This window comes from Oceaniferula marina, from assembly GCF_013391475.1.
GTDB lineage: Bacteria > Verrucomicrobiota > Verrucomicrobiia > Verrucomicrobiales > Akkermansiaceae > Oceaniferula > Oceaniferula marina.
The window spans coordinates 622,003-640,912 of record NZ_JACBAZ010000002.1 but is presented as its reverse complement, the minus strand read 5'-3'; the positions used below and the strand labels follow the sequence as shown (position 1 = coordinate 640,912).

The window sequence follows — 18,910 nt, the reverse complement described above, 5'->3', positions numbered from 1 at the left end:
ATTTCAAAAAAACAACACATTGCGTCAGCCACTGCAGACATTTTTGCAGTCCTTCCACCGATGCTGGTGACGGTCTCTGCATTTCCTCCAAATCCTGACACATCCGACCAGCTAAGGGCTTGCAATGCCCGCATCGCTTCGCAAGGATGAGCCCGAAACCATGGAGGCGATACGGGTAGAATCAATTGCTAAGAGCTTTGGCAAGGTGCAGGCACTCAACCAAGCGAGCATCTCGATTGAGCAGGGGGAATTGTTTTTCCTGCTCGGCTCAAGTGGATGTGGCAAAACCACGCTGCTGCGCTGCATCGCCGGACTGGAAACCCCGGACAGCGGGCGGATTTTGTTTGGCGATCGGGATGTCACCTCGGTTCCAACCCACAAACGGGAAGCCGCCATGGTCTTCCAAAGCTACGCACTCTGGCCCCACATGTCCGTGGGCGAAAACATCGCTTTCGGCCTGGAAGAACGAAAAATCGACCCAGACGAAATTGACGAGCGAGTCAATGAAGCACTCTCCACCGTGCACCTCGACGGCTATGCCGACCGCCAAATCGACCAACTCTCCGGAGGACAACAGCAACGGGTCGCCCTGGCCCGGGCACTGGTCGTGCGCCCCGCCTGCCTGCTGCTGGACGAACCCCTGTCTAACCTCGATGCCAAACTCCGCACCGAAATGCGCGAAGAAATCCGACGCATCGTCAAAGACAACGGCCTGACCGCCGCCTACGTCACCCACGATCAGGAAGAAGCACTCTCCATGGCCGACCGCATTGCCATCATCGACCAAGGTCACATCGAACAAGTCGGTACGCCGGAGGATATTTACCGCAATCCGCTCAGCGCCCATGTCGCGAGCTTTGTCGGAAAAACCAATTTACTGGAAGCGGAGGTCACCCGATTGGTCTGGGATGATGACGACGACCATCTGAGTGTCCGGGTCGCCTGTCCAGCCGGCCGCTTTGAAGGCCGCATCACCCGCCGCAACTGGCGTCCTGCCGACGGCGAAAAGGTCTTCCTCTCGATCCGCCCCGAAGCGTTTCACCCGTACCACGGAGGAGTTCCTGTCAACCGATTGACCGGCCATGTCGAAGACCGCACCTACCTAGGTGGCTTTGTTCAATACAGCATCCGCGGAGACGGCGGCCACCTCTGGCATGTCACCGACATGAACCCCCACCAGATGCGGGAGATCGGTGAACCGGTCATCCTCAGCGTGGATCCCAGCGACGTGGTCATCCTCCAGTCCTAATCTTACCAGCTCTCCGCCCGATGATGCGTAAACCGACATGGCTCAATTGGCCGAGATGGAAAAGCTTGAGCTCATGGCTGAACCGCAAGACCGCAGTAGCGGTCGCCATGCTCGCCTGCGTGCTCACGCCACTGGTTCTGAGCCGGATGAAGGAGAACCCGCAGGTTGCACCCGAGGATGCCCAGCGCAGAATCAACATCATCACCCCGCACAACGAAACCATTCGGCGCGAGTTCGGGGAGGCCTTCCAGTCCTGGTGGCAGGAGAAAACCGGCGAAAGCGTCTATGTCAACTGGCTCACCCCGGGCGGGACGTCTGAAATCCGAATGGTGCTCGACAGCCAGTTTGCCGCAGCTGAAAAAAATGGAGACGAGGGGGTGGGTATCGATGTCTTTTTTGGCGGTGGCGACTATGTCTTCAGTAAGCAGGCGGAAAAAGGACGCTTGGCCAAGCTCGAGGTCTTCGAACAGCACCCGGAGTGGTTCGATCAAAAAGTCATCCCCCAATCCTTCACCGGTGAACAATACTACGACGCCGAACATCAATGGGTCGGTGTCTGCCTGACCCGGTTCGGCATTTGCTACAACACGGATACTCTGAAGCGCCTGGGAATCGAGCCCCCAACCCGCTGGAGTGATTTGGCCGACCCCAAGTACTTTGGAACCATCGCCATGGCCGATCCAACCAAAAGTGGCTCCGTCGCCCGGGCCTTCGAAATGCTCGTTCAGCAACAGATGCACGACACCATTGCCAAGGGACGCCGGCGACCGGGAAAAACCCAGAAGCAATTCCAAATGCGCGTCCGTAGTGAAGGCTGGGAAAAAGGCCTCAACCTGATCCAGAAAATTGCCGGCAACGCTCGCTATTTCACCGACAGCGCAACCAAGATTCCACGCGATGTCGCCCAGGGGGATGCCGCCGCCGGCTTGTGCATTGATTTTTACGGCCTCAGTTATGAGGAAATGCTGAAACAAGACGATGGTAGCTCACGCTTGCGGTGGATTTCGCCCGAGGGCGGCACTTCACTCTGCGTCGACCCCGTTGGGGTGATGCGCGGAGCCCCCGACCCCGAACTGGCCCAGGCCTTTGTTACCTTCCTACTCAGCAAACAAGGGCAACTCCTCTGGAATGCCAAGCCCGGCACACCTGGAGGCCCGAAGTTCCGCTCACTACGCAGGATGCCCGTCCGCAAGGATGTGTACACCCCGGAAAACATGCAGCATTTTGCCGACCCGGAAAACCCCTACCTTGCAACCGGTGGCTTTGTCTATCGACCGGAACTCACCCAACGAGGCTTTGGAGCCCTGCGCTTTATCATCCGCGTGATGTGCCTCGACTGCCATGATGAACTCAAGCATGCCTGGAAGGAACTCGCGGATGCCGGCATCCCGGACCGGGCGCACAAGATGTTCTCCGATCTCACCGTGGTATCCTATCAGAATGCCATGGGAGGGATCCGTAGTCAGGTCGCCAGCGAAAACAAACTCGAAACCGCGGCGATGGCCGTTCGCCTCGGCCGTTTCTTCCGCCAGAACTATGAACGAGCGGGCAAATTTGCACGGAAGGGAGAGAAAAAACCGTGAACCGCTCCGTGGCCAGTCTGATCACCGTGATCATCGTCGCCCTGTTCGGAGTGTTTTTCCTCTATCCGGTAGGGATGACCCTCGCGGTGGCGTTCCGAAACCAAGATGGAGGTTTCACCCTCGACTACCTGATCGGCGTATTTCGCAATCCGGTTTATCTGGAAGGATTGTGGAACTCATTTTTGATGGGCATCGGCAGCACCTTGGCGGCCCTACTGATTGCCTTTCCCCTCGCTCTGGCCACCCACCGCTGGGTGTTTCCAGGAAAAAAATTACTCTCGATTCTGATCCTCGCCCCTCTGGTCCTCCCTCCCTTTGTCGGAGCCGTCGGAATCAAACAGATCCTCGGTGTGAGTGGTTCACTCAACGCCTGCCTGATCGAACTCGGATTGATGAACCCCTACGCCCCGATGGATTGGCTCGGTGAAGGGCGGCTCTGGGGGGTGATCATCATGAACGCCCTGCACCTCTACCCGATTCTCTACATGAACATTGCCGCGGCTCTGTCACATCTCGATCCGGCGATGGAACAAGCCGCGCAGAACCTCGGCTGCTCACCCTGGCGGCGACTCCGAAAAATCACCCTGCCACTTTGCATGCCCGGCGTCTTTGCCGGCTCGGCCATCGTTTTCATTTGGTCGTTCACCGAACTCGGGGTTCCTCTGGTTTTCGACTACACCCGTGTGGCCTCGGTTCAAATCTATGACGGCATCAAGGACCTGCACACCAACCCGATGCCCTACGCCTTGGTCGGAATCATGCTACTGGTTTCCGCAGCGGTGTTTACTTTTTCCAAAATGATCCTGGGACGCTCTGGACTGGGCTCAGCTCCCCGACCCAAAACCCACACCGGGGAACGCCGTTTACCAATCGGGCAAGGCATCGCCGTCTCCCTGGCTTTCCTCAGTGTCATCGGCATCGCCTGCGTCCCGCACATTGGCGTCGTGCTGCTCTCCCTCTCCGGCGACTGGTATGGTAGCATCCTACCTGAGTCCATGACCCTCGCCCACTACAGCGAAGCTCTCGGGCACCCGCTGGTCGTTCCTTCCATTAAAAACAGCCTGCTCTACGCCACGGGATCCACCCTGCTCGACATCCTGCTGGGCACCGCAATCGCCTGGGTGATTGTCCGTAGCACCATTCGCGGACGGGTCTTGCTCGACGCCCTGATGATGCTGCCGCTGGCCGTTCCCGGTCTGGTTCTCGCCTTCGGCTACATCGCGGTCAGCCAAAAAGGAGAAGCTCTGCACTGGCTGGTTGGCGAGGCAAACAACCCGATGTTCCTGCTGATCGCCGCTTATGCCGTGCGCCGACTACCCTACGTCGTCCGCGCCGCTGTCGCCGGGCTCCAACAAAGCAACCCGACACTGGAGGAAGCCGCACGCAGTATGGGTGCCAGTCCCTCTCGCACTGTCAGACGTATTGCCCTGCCACTGATCGGGGCCAACCTCATCGCCGGCGGCATCCTCGCCTTTGCCTTCGCCATGCTCGAAGTTTCCGACAGTCTGATCCTGGCACAGCAATCAGAACATTTTCCGATCACCAAAGCCATCTACTCACTGCTCAACACCTTGGGCAACGGTCACGAACTGGCCTCGGCCCTGGGTGTCTGGGCCATGGTCTTCCTCGGCATCTCCATCATGGGAGCCTTTGTCATTCTCGGAAAACGCAGCGGCAACATCTTCAGATTTTAGGCCCCCGATTCACTGCCTAATACCACTCCGCAAAACAGGAGAATATCATTCGTTAGAATAAAAACTTCGGCTTTTTCGGTTCTTCATCGGCCTGTTCCGCCACGATCTTTGGCACTTTGGGAGCCTCACCATCATCCGCGACCGGCGTGACTGCCTGGACCGGTGTGGCCAGCTTGGCTGGTTGGTCTTCATCTGCAGACTGGGCCAAAGGCACCGGCTTTCCCGGAGCCACTGGCCTCTTTGGCGCCTCAGACTGAGAAGATGCCGGCGAATCGCCTGGAGCAGGAGGCAAGGTCATATCAACCTCTGACTTTTCGGGCCGCACCATAGGCCGGGGTTGTTTGTTATCTTTTTGTGGCACTTCACCCCAGGATGTTCCGGCAGCTCCGCGCTCTTCATCAATGATGGCATCATCGGGGTCGATCTGATCCAACGGAACCGTCACCGCCGGAGGGGCGCTCGGGTCAGCATCCCGGATTGGCACCTGCCGGTAATATTCATTCTGTAAATGCTCTCCGCTGGAGCGCTCCAGCCCTGGCACCTTGATCGGAGTGGTTAGACCCTTCATCGATTTCTCGTAGTTCTCGTCCTTCGCCTGATCACGACGAACCCAGGGCAACTCGTTCATTTGCTGATCATCTTTTTCCCAATCCCCCCAGAGTCGGTGAGAATCGTCCAGCCAAAGCAAAAAATGCTCGAGGTCACCATTGGCTAGTTCTTTGTCACAAGCGGTTGCCGCTCCATAGAATCGAGCCGCTTGCATCACCATCCCATAGTGCATCAAGGCATTCGCGATCGCCAGTAGCTTGGCAGGATTCCCGACGGCTTTTTCCATCACATGCTGGAGCAGACGAATGGCGCGCCTTGGTTGGGCCCGGGACAGCACTCTCGCGGCAAAAGCAATATCCAGGTCAATCGCCGGAATTTCAGGTGCGGTCCAGATCAAATCCGCCGCCTTTCGGTAACTCCCGTTATCAAACAGCAAGCGGGTCGCCTCCTTGCGAATGCTCCATATTTCAGGATTATTTTTGAGTGTGTTCAGCAGGGTCTCGGTAGCCGATTGGACTTCTGATTGATATTGTTTTCCTAGTTCCATAGATGTGTAGTTTTCAGTGGTCCATTCATACAGAGATTTACCAGACAGGAAAAGATCTATTTTTGCATGTACAGGAGGTGATTTTCACTCCTCTTTATCTCCTCTGATTGCACAACCACAACTGTGCATATTTTGCTCATTTCATGGCGCGCGCTGACTCCCGCAGTGATGAATCTTGACAAAGGGTATCATAAACAGGCATTGCCTGAAGTAATCCTTTCGGATCCTATCCCAAGGCAAACAAATACAAAAAATAAAAACCAAACCAACCCACCCAAGTATGAAAACCAAACTCGCCCAATTCGCCATCCTCACTCTGGTCTGCCTGTTCTCACTCCACACCGCCCACGCGGCGTCACTAAGTGGTAAACAAACAAAAGGCACCAGTGCCCAAAGCCAGGCCAAACTCGAATGCTCACCACTGAAAATCAGCGGCAACAAGCGCATCAGTGCCATCAGCGGCAACAATGCCGGCTTTTGGATCATGAAAGACGGCCAGGTCGTTGCCCGCTTCTACAAAAAAAATGACCCAAGCGCTGTCGGAACCGTGCTCCCCGCAGGAACCTACTACGTCTATCCAAACCTACCAAAGGGAGCCAGCACCGCCACCGTCACCTTGAGCATCAACTAGGGACAAACGCCATTTTTCCAACCAAACCATCGCGGAACCGTATCCATGGTTCCGCGATTTTTTTTGCCTTTTCACCAAGCCGAATCAACCGGATCAACCGGATCAACCGGGTAAGCCAAGACCTCACTTGAAGTATCACTCAGCCTGACGCAAATAGCTCAGGCGCTCCTTCACCAAGGATGAACTGGCATTCAACTTGGAAGCATCAAGCTGAAATGTCTTCTTTCGTCCGCTCGTTTCGTAAACCATCGCCGCCGAATTCAGAATCAGGTTCAGCTCCACTTTATTTTTGCTAGCATAGGCAGCTTCGGTGATCAGTTCAACCGCCCGATCCATCTGATGGATGTGTGCGAAATACTCACCCGCTCTGGTTCGATTCAGACGTGTCACGGACTTGTTCTTGAGCAAAGCCTCAACCGCGGCAGTCAGTTTGGCATCCTCTACTCCCTGGGCAGCGAAAGATGTCGCGGTGATCAGTGCCCAGTATTGGTTCAGGGGATGCTCATTCTTCAAAGCCGCTAACAAAGCCGACTTCACCGAGGCAAACTCCTGCAATTGTAAATCGGCAATATCCACAAGGGTCGCGATCAATGCTGCGTGTTGATTGCCATACTCCACCGGGTTGGCAAAGGCATGCTCAATCAACACACTCTCGGGAAACAAACTAAGGTCATGACTGGATTTGACGTGCCCGGCCAACTCCTTACGCATCTTCAGGAGTGTGTCCCGGTGTGCGGGGTCGGCTGCGAGGTTGTTTAATTCATACGGGTCTTTTTCCAAATCATAGAGTGCCTCAGGTGCCTTCTTGTTAAAAAAGAGAGCCTGTTGCTTATTCAAGGTCCCCGCATAATACATCTCCCTGAGATCTTGGTAGGCCAATGCTTTATACCGGTAAAAACTATGCAAGGCATCCTGATTGAACGGCTGGTAATTCCGCATATATTTCATCTTGCCCCGACGCAAAGTCCGGACGAGATCGTATTTTTCATCAAAGCGATCGGCATATCCAAAAGCGGGCCGCCCCTCCAATGATGCCTTAGTCACCCCCTTACCAAGAAACGGCTGACCATCGAAGCGCTTATCCGGTTCGATCCCTGCTGCCATCAGCAAAGAAGGGCCAAAGTCGTAAAAATTAACTGGCACGCTGGTTCGCGATCCCTTGGCAAAGGGAATTAAATGTTTCCATTTATCAGGGAAACGAATCACCAGCGGCGCGTTCAAACCAGTCTCGTAAGCATAGCCCTTACTCCGGGGAAGAATCCCGCCATGGTCACCAAAGTAAAAGATGATCGTGTTATCATAGACTCCGTCATCCTTGAGCTTTTGAATCAAATCACCCACCTGTCCGTCAATGATTTGAATTTTGTCCTGATACGACGCATAGCTATAACGCATCAATGGAGTGTCCGGATGCAAGGGGGGAATCTGGACCTTGCTTACAAGGTCCGCCAGTGGTGTTTTCAGCATTGCCTCTTTATTGAAGTGTCCGCGACTTTCATGCGATTGTGCCAATGACGAAAGCTGATAGAAAAACGGCTGCCCCTTGGCCCGCTTTTTCCAATCGCTCTTACCACTCCAGACCGAACGAAAGGGAATCGACACATTATAATCGGTTTTTCCCTTGTTGGATGTGAAATAACCGGCCTGCTTCAGATAAGCGGGAAATGGCTTCAAGCCATCGGGCATCGGAACCGGCATCTGCTTGCGATGATATTGCGCACCAATCCGCGGTGCATAACACCCGGTCAGCAGCGTGCTTCGGGCCACCGAACACACCGGAGCATTGGAACAAACGGCATCAAAAATAACACCATCTTTGGCCATCGCTTCGATATGTGGTGTTTCAACCCCCGTCTCATCAAAAAGCTTCATATGGTGCTTCGAATTATCCTCCGAAATCACCCAGACAAAATTCGGCCGATCCTCTGCCGCTAGCGGAGAGGCCAGCAACAAGCCACTAAAAATCCATGTTCTCTTCATTCGTTCCAATTTCATTAACACTTTCTTATTCCAACAATTGCAGATGCGTCACACCCAAATTCCATACATCCACACATTGTGAATCCAGAGTATACCTTACCAGCCCCGTCCACTACGTAGCGATGTCGCCTCGTCTTTCCTGACGCATGTCGAATACAATGCCGATCAACGATTTACCAGCGGGTAGGACACAAACCAGAAAGCTCTGAATGCCATTCATTTAAGATTAATTAAACGTATAACTCGAAAATCAACTCCGTGAACACTCTTCGTTGAGCTCCACCTCAACAAGCGCATTGAGCCGAGCTCTCCACACCTTCTAACCACCTTAAAACAAGGATTCATCGTAATTTTTTCGCATCAGAGAAAATAATTAATTTTTTCTGATATTCATGTATTCCATTTAAAAAAAATCACCCTTCAAGCAAAATATCTTTACGATACCCATGAAATACATGATGATACATTCGAATGCTGGATGACCCCCCCCTGTATCAGCGATCAAATAATACTTACTTAAAACGGAACAACAGACATAAAAAGATACAGCTGAGGTCCTCTGGTTTAACCCCCAACTAGAAAGGACACCCCCAATGCCCCCCAACACCCCCATGAAGTACGCCGTAGCGGCTTCGGTCATGCTTACCAGTATGGCAACATCCTACGGAATTGCCTTGAGCGTCGATCTCGACGGAATCTATAGCGGCGAAAGCGGCTACACCAATACGGAAACGGTCACTTGGTACAATGGCCACAAAGCGGACGAGAGCATCTATGGCGACTTCGACAGTCAAAGCCATACAACAACCATCCGTTATGGCATCGCCGAGCTAGAGGGAGGAAAACCAGGAGAAGAATTCTTCTTTCTCTACGTTGAAGCCCCCCTGTATGCCAAGAACATGATTTGGCAAAGCAACGTCAACAAAGACAACTACCCGGTTGCCAATACCGATCCAACTGTTGGACTCACAGCAACCGACGTTGACTCCTACCGAACCCACCATGAAACCCACCACAAGCCCGGCGACTTAAAACTCGACTTTGGAGGAGCCACAGGCAGTGAAAAACTGGTCATCGTAGACTCGTCCGGTGATGGTGTCTTTGAAGCCGATCTCGCAGGCGACGCTGACGATCTATTCAACATTGTCGGATACAAAGACTCTTCGAACTACCTGCTGGAAAACGGGATCAGCACCGAAGCCTTGAGCCTAGCTCGAACCACCCCGATGGCATTCGAATTTCAGTTTGCTGTGGATGCAGTTGATAACGCCCAGATCGTGCAATATATGACTGACAACGGTATTGAGCTTCACCTTTCACCAGAACGAGGCTTGCTACCGGATGACCCCGGGCCCAACCCTCTACCTGAACCTGGGACGGCTATGCTAAGCGCACTTGGCATCCTCCTGATGTTCCGTCGGCGGAAGGCGTAAAGCGAACCTGCATCACATATCAATCCATCCATGGTGCGAGTGCCTGGTTAAGGGACTCGCACTTTTTTACTTGGAGGTGGTCACCGCAGAGGATGGTCGCACGTTTGCCGGTGCCACTTTGCATATGCAGCTCCACCGGTGACTTCCCCGGATGCTGGGCGAGAATCGTCCTAATTGCAATGAGGTCCTTTTCCCCATGCCGCGCGGTCCACAGTCCGATCTGTAAGGGGCCACTTTTACTGGGAGCCTTCACCTTGAGTCCCTTGATTTGGGAGGCGGTCAGCCTCCGGGTTTCGGTGCGTTCATCCACCGAAACGTTGGCCTTGAATTGGATAGCTGTTCCCGGATTGAGTAAATCCGCTTCTTTCGCCGGGGAATAACTTTCCCCCCAGCACACCGCTTCACTCACTCCGGTAAAGTCCTCGATGTAGAGCACTCCAAAGGGTTTGCCATTGCGCGTCACCTTATGTTCGACGTGGCGAATCATGCCGGCAAAGGAATAGCGGTTGCGCTTGTCACTGATATCCAGATCATCCAAAAGACCCAGTCGTTTGAATCGATCGGAATCAATGACTCCACGGAATTTGTCCAGCGGGTGACCACTGGTGTAATATCCCAACAGCTCTTTCTCGGTTTTCAAGCGCTCATCCTTGCTCCACTCCGGAATCTCGGATGACTGGCTGCCGGAATCACTGACGGGGGCAGCCGAAGCAAAGTCCATGGTGTCGAACAATGAGACCTGACCCTGAGCACGATCCCGCTGGGCAGAACTGGCCGAGGCCACCACCAACTCGATCCGACCGAACATGCCAGCCCGGGTTTCACCCGTCCAGTCGAGGGCTCCGGCTTTGACAAGGTTCTCGAGAATGCGTTTGTTCACACTCTTCGAGTCGAGTCGATTGGAAAAGTCATCGAGGGTCTCAAACTCCCCCTTTTCCTCCCGGTCTGCCACGGCGGACGTCATGGCCGCCTCCCCGACGTTTTTAATCGCAGCCAATCCGTAACGAATCGCCATCTTACCAGACGGCAATGCTTCAGGCGCAAAACGGACTTGGGATCGATTCAAATCCGGTGGCAAGACCTCGACATCCATCCGATGGCATTCGTTGATAAAGACACCCATCTTATCGGTATCCTTCAGTTCATTCGAAAGCACGCCGCACATGAATTCCACCGGGAAGTTGGCTTTCAAATACGCGGTCCAGTAAGAAATGTGACCATAGCAGGCTGAGTGTGACTTATTGAATCCGTATCCGGCAAAGCCGGCAATTTTATCGAAAATCTTATTCGCCAGCGGGGCCTCGATGTCATTGGTCTCCTTGGCTCCGGCAACAAAAATCTTCCGCTGCTTATCCATCTCGGAAGGTTTTTTCTTACCCATCGCACGACGCAAAATATCAGCGCCGCCGAGCGTGTATCCCGCCAGCATTTTTGCCGCATTCTGCACCTGCTCCTGATAGATCATCACACCGTAGGTGTCACCACAGATTTGCTCCAACAACGGATGCTCATACTCGGCAGGTTTTCCTTCCTTCACCTCGATCATCTGATCGATGTACTGCATCGCACCCGGGCGATAGAGAGCTAACAAATCGATAATATCTTCGATTTTTTCAATCCCGTATTTCCGGCAAGTTTCAACCATGCCACCGGATTCCAACTGGAACACACCCATGGTCTCGCCACGGTTGAGCAACTCAAGTGTCGGTTTATCATCGAGTGCCACCGTGTTGATATCAAAATCCGGTGTATGCTTCCGAATGTGGTTCACCGCATCCTGGATCACCGTCATGTTCTTCAACCCGAGGAAGTCCATTTTCAGCAAACCCAACTCGGTGATCGAGTTCATATCGGCCTGGGTAACCACTTCCCCCTCATTACCCCGTGTCAACGCACAGTGCTGGTCGAGAGGCCGGTCCCCAATCACCACACCGGCGGCATGCACCCCGGTATTGCGGTTCAAGCCTTCCAGTTTCAGGGCATAATCCCAGAGTTCCTGCCAAGTGCTGCTGTTTTCAATCGTCTGCCGGAGTTCCTCCTTTTCATCGAACTCGGACTGCAGTTTGACGCCCGGCTTGGTTTCAATCATTTTTGCCAGCTCACTGGCTTCGCCAAAGCCAATCCCCATGACACGGGCCACGTCACGGATCACGCTCTTGGCTCCGAGTGTTCCGTAAGTAATAATGTGGGACACGCTGCGCTCACCGTATTTCTGGCGCACATATTCAATCACCTCGGGCCGTCGACTCTGGCAGAAATCGATATCCACATCGGGCGGGCTCACCCGCTCCGGGTTGAGGAATCGTTCGAACAAGAGTCCGAAACGCATCGGGCAGATATCCGTGATCCCCATGGTATAGGCCACCAGCGATCCGGCAGCCGAACCACGACCCGGCCCCACCGGGATGTCGTGATCACGTCCCCACTGGATGAAATCGGCAGTAATCAAGAAATAAGAAGCAAAGCCAAGTTGGTTAATCGTGCCGATTTCATAATCGAGTCGGTCGTCGAGGACCTTCTGCATTTCCTCCACACTGACCTTTTGGTGATCGGCCAGAGCTTTCAGGGTTTCATCGGGGTAGCGCATCGCCATTCCGTCGAAACACACCTTACGAAAATACTCTTCACGCGGGCTGCCGTCCGGCGAGTCGAACTGAGGGTATTTTTCCGAACTTGTCGGATCGAGTACGAGTTCAACGTGGCATTTTTCTGCGATTTCAAGCGTGGCATCACAGGCTCCGGGGAAGTCCGCGAACAACGCACGCATTTGCTCCGGAGATTTGAAGTAATGGTCCTCCGGATAACGCTTCCGGTTTTCATCGAGCAGCAGCCGGCCTTCGCCAATGCAGATCAAGACATCGTGAGCTTCGGCATCCTCCTTGTTGAGGAAGTGCACATCATTGGTGGCGACCATTTTGATACCGAGTTCTTCCGAGAGACGTTTCAGCTTGGCGTTCAACATCTGGTTCTGCTCAAGCGAGTGGTCATTGAGTTCGAGGTAAAAATCCTCCTGCCCAAACATATCTCTCAGTGCCAGGGCCTCCGCCCGTGCTTCATCGTCCTTACCAGCCAACAGCCACTCGTTGACCGCGCCGTTGACACAACCGCTCAGGCAAATCAGTCCCTCGGCATGTTTCGCCAACTGCTCACGGTCCACCCGGGGTTCACCCAAATACGGACCTTCCAAGTGGCCAACGGAAATCAATTTAACCAGATTCTCCCAGCCGGTCGTATTTTTGGCCAGCAGCGTCAAGTGGCTTGAGTTGTTCCGACCCGGCACTTCCTTTTTGTGGTGCAACGAGCCGGGAGCCAAATAAATCTCACATCCGAGGATCGGCTTGATGCCAGCGCCATGCGCCCCTTGGTAAAATTCAACCGCACCATACAGGTTTCCGTGGTCGGTCATCGCCACCGAACTCATCCCCATTTCCGCCGCCTTGGCACACAAATCCTTGATGCGGACCGAGGAATCAAGGGTGGAATACTCAGTATGGACGTGAAGATGAACAAAGGAATCGGACATAGGGCGGCGGCATTCTAAAGAGGGATATGGACTTGGCAATCATCTAGGGTCCCTCGGTCGAAAAAAATCCAACATCCGATAAAACAAAACCCTGTGAGCAGCAGCGGCCACTCACAGGGTTGTTGAAAAAGGCTACGTGTCCGGCCCTTGCCGGAACGCTATGTCCACCGATTACAAATCCTCGGTGTTGCGCTCTGTGGACCACCAATCCGAGTTCCAAGCCTGATGCATCTCCTCGGCGCTCGGAGTTTTGACAGGACGAACAATACGGAAGCCAACATGCTGGGCTCCGGTGTGATACCAGACGCTTTTCGGCACCTGGGGGTCGAGAGTTTTCCACTTCTTACTGGACTTGTCACGGGCCGCACTGCGGGTTCCAGCAGCCGGGCTGTCCCAGCTACCACCACGGACAACACGCGGGTAGCGGGTCTTGGGTTTGTTCCAGGGACCTACTTCGTCCGCTTTGATCGACTTGTAAAACTTCGAGCTATACTGGTCGAGCACCCACTCGGAAACATTGCCGTGCATATCATGGAACCCCCAGGGGTTTGGCTTTTTCTGACCCACCGCCTGATAGGTGAAGTTCGAGTTTCCTTCAAACCAGGCGTAGTCACCAAGCTGGGACTCATCATCCCCGAAGGACCAAGTCGTTGTGGTGCCAGCACGGCAGGCATACTCCCACTCTGCCTCGGTCGGCAGTCGATAGTAATGACCGGTCTGGGCACTGAGCCATTGACAGAATTTACTCGCAGCGTGCTGAGTCATGTCCATCGCCGGATGATCTGGATCGTTGACAAAGCTGTTGTTGAGGAACATGTCGTGATACTGGGGCGTCGGCTGGCACACGATGGTCGCCAGATCATCCTTCTTCTTGGGAGAAATCAGAGAACCATCAGAGTTCCGGGCTTTGCCATTCTGATAAAACGGCGTGTAAAGCTTCCATGGAATTTCGACCTTGGACATCCAGAACGGCTCGATCTTCACCTTCACCTGAGGTCCCTCGGCCGACTTGCGCCCTTTTTCCGATGACGGAGAACCCAGAGTAAACTCCCCGCCTTGCACCGGCAGCATTTCGAGCTCGGCTTTTTTGGCCTTGGGAACCACTGCGGTGTAGGCCTTGAGTTCGGGTTTCGATTCGGCCTCGGTTTTGGCAATCAGCTCATACACTTTTTTGCTGACTTCGAGACGTTCGGCGTCCGTCAGTGCCTTGGTACTTTTGTCGCCGGCCGCATTGGCAACAGCAGGAATCAGGGAAAGCACGGCAATGGAAGCCATGCACGAAAGTGGGCGAGCATACGCGGAGATTGAATGTTCCATGGATGTCAGTGTGTTTGGGTTTCTTGAGGTCCAATCTGCGGACCTGAAAGCACTCTTGTTGAGTTGCTCCGTGAATACCAGCTGTATTCACCCCATCTTTCAGAAAATCACCACTATGCCCGAGCTTACACTCCGGATAAGCGATGCTCAAACATCCAGAACCTTACCACCAAAGCACGGCACAAATCAGTACCAGCACGCCGTATCCCAAACCACCAAATGTCAGCACACGGTACCGTTGGTCACTTTTCGTCGCCCAGGTGATGGCATCACGCATGGTGTATGGCATTCCCACCCAGAACAATCCCTTGAATATCATCGCATAAGCGAAAATCGGCACCAACAATCGGCTCACCGGAGGTTCGAGGTAGGCCGAATACAACAAGGGGGCCGCCGCCATCAGAGCCAGAAGGCCAATCGCCCGCACAGTCAAAAACTCCTTCACGTGCATGATCATGCCAGCCGCAGCGATCGGAACCAAAATACGCAGAATGTTCTTCGCCCGGTTGAACTCACCAAGGTCCATTTCGAGCTTACTCAGAATGCCGAGGTTGCTCGGCGCAATCAGGAGCCAGAACCACGCCATCCCGATCCCCATCAGCCACGGCCCCAGTTCACGGTTCCGAGGTAACTTACGAAAAAACTCCTTACTTTCCTCAGGCTTACGCAGCATCCAAACATGGAGACTGATCAACCAGGCAGCCAACACATAGCCAACCACATTCAGGGGGATCTGTTCGTACACGTGCATTGCGCGGCGGATAGTAGGAAGAAATCTCCGTCTGGAAAGGCTTATTTTTCCTTACTCCCATCCGGCGCGTCTTCCGGCTCCACATCAGGCAGGTAGGGAACAAGGACCACGAGGGAAGAAAGCGTCGACACCGTGTAGACATACTCCCGATCTTTGAACCAATCCGGGTGCTCAGCAGGGTTCTTAATCTCTATACGGTATTGTGACACGGGCTTCCCATTCCCCTTTGCCTTCGGGTCCGGCGGGAGCAAGGTCATTTTGCCTTCCAGCTTAAGACCATACTTTGAAAATTCGATATTCCCCTGCGCATCACAATGCTTAACGGGCACATTCCAGCTATAACCGCCCCGGCCGTTTTCCGATGCGGTTAACGGCATAATCACCGCACTTCCATGCTGAGTATATTTGGCGATATGCTCAGGGGATTTGACCGGTGTCTGGATCAGACGGAAAGCGACTTTCGCCTTCAACTCTTCTTTCAAATATGTCTGTAAATCCTGTGCATTTTGCCTGCTCCAACGGTTATCCCCCCATTCTGTTTTATTGAGGTCCTTGTAGAGATTCTTAATCCTACGCTCGTTGTCATCCCTCCGGCTCGGAACCTCCATGACACCACTGGCGTGCCACCACATGATAAAAGGAACCAGGGCACTCCCATAGCTTGACCAATCCTTATCGTAATACTCACTCTGGTCAATGACCGGGATATTCTTCCGGTCCGTCATTTTCCCACTCACCTTCTTGAAACCCAATGGCGGGAGACCAGCAAAGGCACTGGCATTGACCACCTCCACATCTCCGGCTTTGACAGCCCCCTCAATCTGACTTTCCGCGACTTGTTGCTTCTGCCACATCCCATTGAACCACTTTTGGTCAGACTCCGAGAGCGACGTGATCGGAATGTTGTACACCTTCCCCGCCGTGCTGGCCACCTGAAGCACTTCCCCATCACGCTGCAAAAACTTCCCCCGAAAGTGTTTCCCATTTTTCCCATGCCACACCCGAGAATCATACAGTGGCCCCTGACCAGCAACCGACGAAAACACAAGGCCGATCCAGAGGCCGGCACAAGCAATCATACAGGTTCGTTTCATAGATCCCAATGAACTCAAAGCGACCTATCTGGTAAAGAAAAATCCAACAGTAATCAACTAGCTCCCGGCTTTCAGGTATGGCACCAGGACGGCAAGCCCATCAAACTCCCCGGCATCCAAAACCAAACGCACGCCTTGTCCACGAATAGACTCAGGCAAAGAACCCATGTCATCCACCTTCAATTCATAATTCACCAAACGTTGCTCCAAGCCTTCCAGCTGATGGGATTGATCCATCGTAGGCACGAGTTTACCCTGAATCGACCGCCCCCAGGCATTGAACTCAATACGCCCATCCCGCTCCAGGGACTTGACGACAACAGCATAGCCACCTTGCTTTTCCTTGCCATGATAGAGCGTCAGATGCAAAACCGCAGCATTTGCCCCCTTTACATGCCGAGCTAAACGCTCGGGTCGGTAGTCGTAATAAAAATCATAGGTGAATGCGGCGTCGGTCTTCAGAGCCTTCTGAAAAAACAACTGCAAGGAATCCGGCGTCAGGCTGACGCCCGTCCCACTGTTATCCCCCACCCGCAATGTCTTATACAGTTGGTTATAGACCCACTCCATTTTCTGTTCGTAATACTCAAAGGAATCCGGCAACGACACGACATTGGCCACATGCCACCAACCGATCACCGATGCATAGGCATCCACCACACAGGCACTGTATCGCGCCTGCAATTTCTCTGGACGGAAGCTCACCAAATTCCTCCGGTTCATTCTCCCCGGCTCCACAACCGAGCGAGCGTAAACCAACACCTCAGAGCGACCCGCGAGATCGAGTATTTGCCCCGGTTTCAGCAAAACCTTCGGTATGTCTTCATAGCCCATGGCATGGTACCGCCTTTTGAACACCGCTTGACGGCATTGCTTTTGCGATACCAGATACGACTGCATCGTATTGCGCAACCATAGCTGATCCGTTTGCGACAGGGCCTGCAGTGGCAAGCAATAATAGCCCCCGGAGACCTGGCCCAGCTCAATCATGCCGGGTCGTTGAGCCTGGAAATAGGCATCGATAGCCTTCCCGTTCGTCCCCGTCCACGTCCGGGTCTTCAGCATGGGTTGAGCAGCGTCAGCAAACGCCCAAGTGCAGAAGAATCCAAGCGCCAACAAGCATGCTCTTTTCATGACCACGGATTTCAATCCATGACCGCTGTGCCGTAAAGCGAAAACCCGGTGGTCTCCTCAATCAACACATCAAAAATCTCGCCGGTCATACGTTTCGCGTCGCCTTCGAAAATCACAATCTTGTTCTGAGTGGTCCGCCCCATCAACCGTTCTTTGTTCGTTTTCGACGGTCCCAGACAAAGGACCTGCTGGCGTGTCCCAACCAGGGCTTTGTTCTTACGCAGCGCCAATTCATTACAAACTCTCAACAACTCCTGGTTGCGTTCTTCCTTCACCTGCTCGGAGATTTGGTCCTCCATTTCAGCAGCCGGTGTGTTGCGCCGCTTCGAGTAACGGAACACAAAAGCATTGTCGAAATCGAGCTGTTTGACCGTTTCCACGGTCTTTTGGAAATCCTCTTCGGTCTCCCCGGGGAAGCCGACAATGATATCGGTGGTGATCGCAAGATCCGGCCTTGCCGCCTTCATGTTCTCACAGATCTCAATAAACTTCGCATTTTTATACGGACGGCGCATCTGACGTAAAATATCGTCGCTGCCGCTCTGCATTGGGAAATGAATATGGCTGCAAAGCTTCGGTAAATAGGTAAAGGCCTCCACCAGATCCTTGCGATAGCCAATCGGGTGCGGCGAGGTAAAACGAATCCTCTCCAAGCCCTCAACTGCATGCACTGCTTCAAGCAGCTGCACAAAAGGAGACTTACCATCAACCTTCGGAAACTCGGTCCGACCATATAAATTCACAATCTGGCCCAGCAAGGTGATTTCCTTCACCCCCTTGGCCACCAATTCTTCACACTCGGTAACAATATCGGCAATCGGGCGGCCACGCTCCCGGCCCCGGGTGTCTGGCACAATACAAAAGGAACAACGCATATTGCAGCCCTGCATAATCGAAACAAAGGCCGTGCTCTGATCCTCCTGACTGACATGGTCACGGATCGTGTTCTGGCTGTCCGCCTCTTCATCAATATCACAGACACTTTCACCGGAAAGTGAAAGCGAGGGGTCATCCATACGTTGCTCCATCCGGCGGCTCAAGATGCCGTCCACATATTCGAACACCTTGTGATACTTCTGGGTTCCCACCACCACATCCAGGTGAGGGATGTTTTTAAATAATTCGGGGCCACGGCTCTGGGCCATGCAACCCATGTATCCATACACCACATGCGGCTTTCGTTGTCGGTGTTTCCCCATCATCCCCATCTTACCGAGCGCCTTTTGCTCCGCCTGATCCCGGACACTACAAGTATTCACCAGAATCGCATCTGCGTCCCGCTCCTCATCGGTGACCGTGTAGCCTCCTTCAACAAACATCCGGGCAACCTGCTCGGAATCACGTTCGTTCATCTGACATCCGTATGTTTTGATAAATACCTTCGGCATAACTCGCGTAAGTTCTATTGCTTAGCCCGGCCCACCC

At 53.5% G+C, this 18,910-nt stretch carries 13 protein-coding genes; 5 read left to right on the top strand and 8 right to left on the bottom strand.

Annotation, left to right across the window (positions count from 1 at the left end):
- Positions 1 to 124: 124 nt before the first annotated feature.
- From HW115_RS07040 to HW115_RS07030, 3 genes are read left to right on the top strand one after another with little or no spacing between them, the layout of a single operon-like run.
- Positions 125 to 1,249 carry an ABC transporter ATP-binding protein gene (locus tag HW115_RS07040; RefSeq protein ID WP_227021332.1) on the top strand — a complete coding sequence of 375 codons (1,125 nt, stop codon included), beginning with the start codon at positions 125 to 127 and terminating at the stop codon, positions 1,247 to 1,249.
- 20 nt (positions 1,250 to 1,269) lie between these two features.
- A complete protein-coding gene (locus tag HW115_RS07035) occupies positions 1,270 to 2,832 on the top strand; it encodes an ABC transporter substrate-binding protein (RefSeq protein WP_178931878.1) in 1,563 nt (520 codons plus the stop codon).
- Positions 2,829 to 4,526 (top strand): ABC transporter permease, encoded by a 1,698-nt coding sequence (locus tag HW115_RS07030; protein WP_319609281.1) that lies wholly within the window; start codon positions 2,829 to 2,831, stop codon positions 4,524 to 4,526. The genes HW115_RS07035 and HW115_RS07030 overlap by 4 nt, the downstream gene beginning before the upstream one ends.
- A 52-nt stretch (positions 4,527 to 4,578) precedes the next feature.
- On the opposite strand, the gene HW115_RS07025 is transcribed toward HW115_RS07030, so the two are convergent.
- Complete coding sequence (locus HW115_RS07025) at positions 4,579 to 5,622, bottom strand: hypothetical protein (RefSeq protein WP_178931877.1); 1,044 nt, start codon at positions 5,620 to 5,622, stop codon at positions 4,579 to 4,581.
- Positions 5,623 to 5,902: 280 nt separating this feature from the next.
- Between HW115_RS07025 and HW115_RS07020 the strand changes: the two genes are divergently transcribed.
- A complete protein-coding gene (locus HW115_RS07020) occupies positions 5,903 to 6,253 on the top strand; it encodes a hypothetical protein (RefSeq protein WP_178931876.1) in 351 nt (116 codons plus the stop codon).
- Between the two features lie 135 nt (positions 6,254 to 6,388).
- On the opposite strand, the gene HW115_RS07015 is transcribed toward HW115_RS07020, so the two are convergent.
- A complete protein-coding gene (locus HW115_RS07015) occupies positions 6,389 to 8,248 on the bottom strand; it encodes a sulfatase family protein (RefSeq protein WP_178931875.1) in 1,860 nt (619 codons plus the stop codon).
- A gap of 596 nt (positions 8,249 to 8,844) precedes the next feature.
- Here HW115_RS07015 and HW115_RS07010 point away from each other — a divergent pair.
- Complete coding sequence (locus HW115_RS07010) at positions 8,845 to 9,666, top strand: PEP-CTERM sorting domain-containing protein (protein WP_178931874.1); 822 nt, start codon at positions 8,845 to 8,847, stop codon at positions 9,664 to 9,666.
- 19 nt (positions 9,667 to 9,685) lie between these two features.
- On the opposite strand, the gene dnaE is transcribed toward HW115_RS07010, so the two are convergent.
- The 6 genes from dnaE to miaB form a co-directional block, all read right to left on the bottom strand.
- Complete coding sequence (gene dnaE, locus HW115_RS07005; RefSeq protein ID WP_178931873.1) at positions 9,686 to 13,189, bottom strand: DNA polymerase III subunit alpha; 3,504 nt, start codon at positions 13,187 to 13,189, stop codon at positions 9,686 to 9,688.
- A gap of 171 nt (positions 13,190 to 13,360) precedes the next feature.
- Complete coding sequence (locus HW115_RS07000) at positions 13,361 to 14,506, bottom strand: formylglycine-generating enzyme family protein (RefSeq protein ID WP_178931872.1); 1,146 nt, start codon at positions 14,504 to 14,506, stop codon at positions 13,361 to 13,363.
- A gap of 163 nt (positions 14,507 to 14,669) precedes the next feature.
- Positions 14,670 to 15,257 carry a hypothetical protein gene (locus HW115_RS06995; RefSeq protein ID WP_178931871.1) on the bottom strand — a complete coding sequence of 196 codons (588 nt, stop codon included), beginning with the start codon at positions 15,255 to 15,257 and terminating at the stop codon, positions 14,670 to 14,672.
- Positions 15,258 to 15,298: 41 nt separating this feature from the next.
- Complete coding sequence (locus HW115_RS06990; RefSeq protein ID WP_178931870.1) at positions 15,299 to 16,351, bottom strand: hypothetical protein; 1,053 nt, start codon at positions 16,349 to 16,351, stop codon at positions 15,299 to 15,301.
- Positions 16,352 to 16,408: 57 nt separating this feature from the next.
- Positions 16,409 to 17,485 carry a hypothetical protein gene (locus HW115_RS06985; RefSeq protein WP_178931869.1) on the bottom strand — a complete coding sequence of 359 codons (1,077 nt, stop codon included), beginning with the start codon at positions 17,483 to 17,485 and terminating at the stop codon, positions 16,409 to 16,411.
- 11 nt (positions 17,486 to 17,496) lie between these two features.
- Complete coding sequence (gene miaB / locus HW115_RS06980) at positions 17,497 to 18,873, bottom strand: tRNA (N6-isopentenyl adenosine(37)-C2)-methylthiotransferase MiaB (protein ID WP_178931868.1); 1,377 nt, start codon at positions 18,871 to 18,873, stop codon at positions 17,497 to 17,499.
- Between the last annotated feature and the right edge of the window lie 37 nt (positions 18,874 to 18,910).

Excerpts from the sequence above, each read along its gene's own strand:
- dnaE (WP_178931873.1), bottom strand. The coding sequence starts at position 13,189 with ATGTCCGATTCCTTTGTTCATCTTCACGTCCATACTGAGTATTCCACC.
- HW115_RS07020 (WP_178931876.1), top strand. The coding sequence starts at position 5,903 with ATGAAAACCAAACTCGCCCAATTCGCCATCCTCACTCTGGTCTGCCTG.
- HW115_RS07000 (WP_178931872.1), bottom strand. The coding sequence starts at position 14,506 with ATGGAACATTCAATCTCCGCGTATGCTCGCCCACTTTCGTGCATGGCT.
- HW115_RS07040 (WP_227021332.1), top strand. The coding sequence starts at position 125 with ATGCCCGCATCGCTTCGCAAGGATGAGCCCGAAACCATGGAGGCGATA.
- HW115_RS07010 (WP_178931874.1), top strand. The coding sequence starts at position 8,845 with ATGAAGTACGCCGTAGCGGCTTCGGTCATGCTTACCAGTATGGCAACA.
- HW115_RS06995 (WP_178931871.1), bottom strand. The coding sequence starts at position 15,257 with ATGCACGTGTACGAACAGATCCCCCTGAATGTGGTTGGCTATGTGTTG.
- HW115_RS06990 (WP_178931870.1), bottom strand. The coding sequence starts at position 16,351 with ATGAAACGAACCTGTATGATTGCTTGTGCCGGCCTCTGGATCGGCCTT.
- miaB (WP_178931868.1), bottom strand. The coding sequence starts at position 18,873 with ATGCCGAAGGTATTTATCAAAACATACGGATGTCAGATGAACGAACGT.
- HW115_RS07035 (WP_178931878.1), top strand. The coding sequence starts at position 1,270 with ATGATGCGTAAACCGACATGGCTCAATTGGCCGAGATGGAAAAGCTTG.
- HW115_RS07025 (WP_178931877.1), bottom strand. The coding sequence starts at position 5,622 with ATGGAACTAGGAAAACAATATCAATCAGAAGTCCAATCGGCTACCGAG.
- HW115_RS06985 (WP_178931869.1), bottom strand. The coding sequence starts at position 17,485 with ATGAAAAGAGCATGCTTGTTGGCGCTTGGATTCTTCTGCACTTGGGCG.
- HW115_RS07015 (WP_178931875.1), bottom strand. The coding sequence starts at position 8,248 with ATGAAATTGGAACGAATGAAGAGAACATGGATTTTTAGTGGCTTGTTG.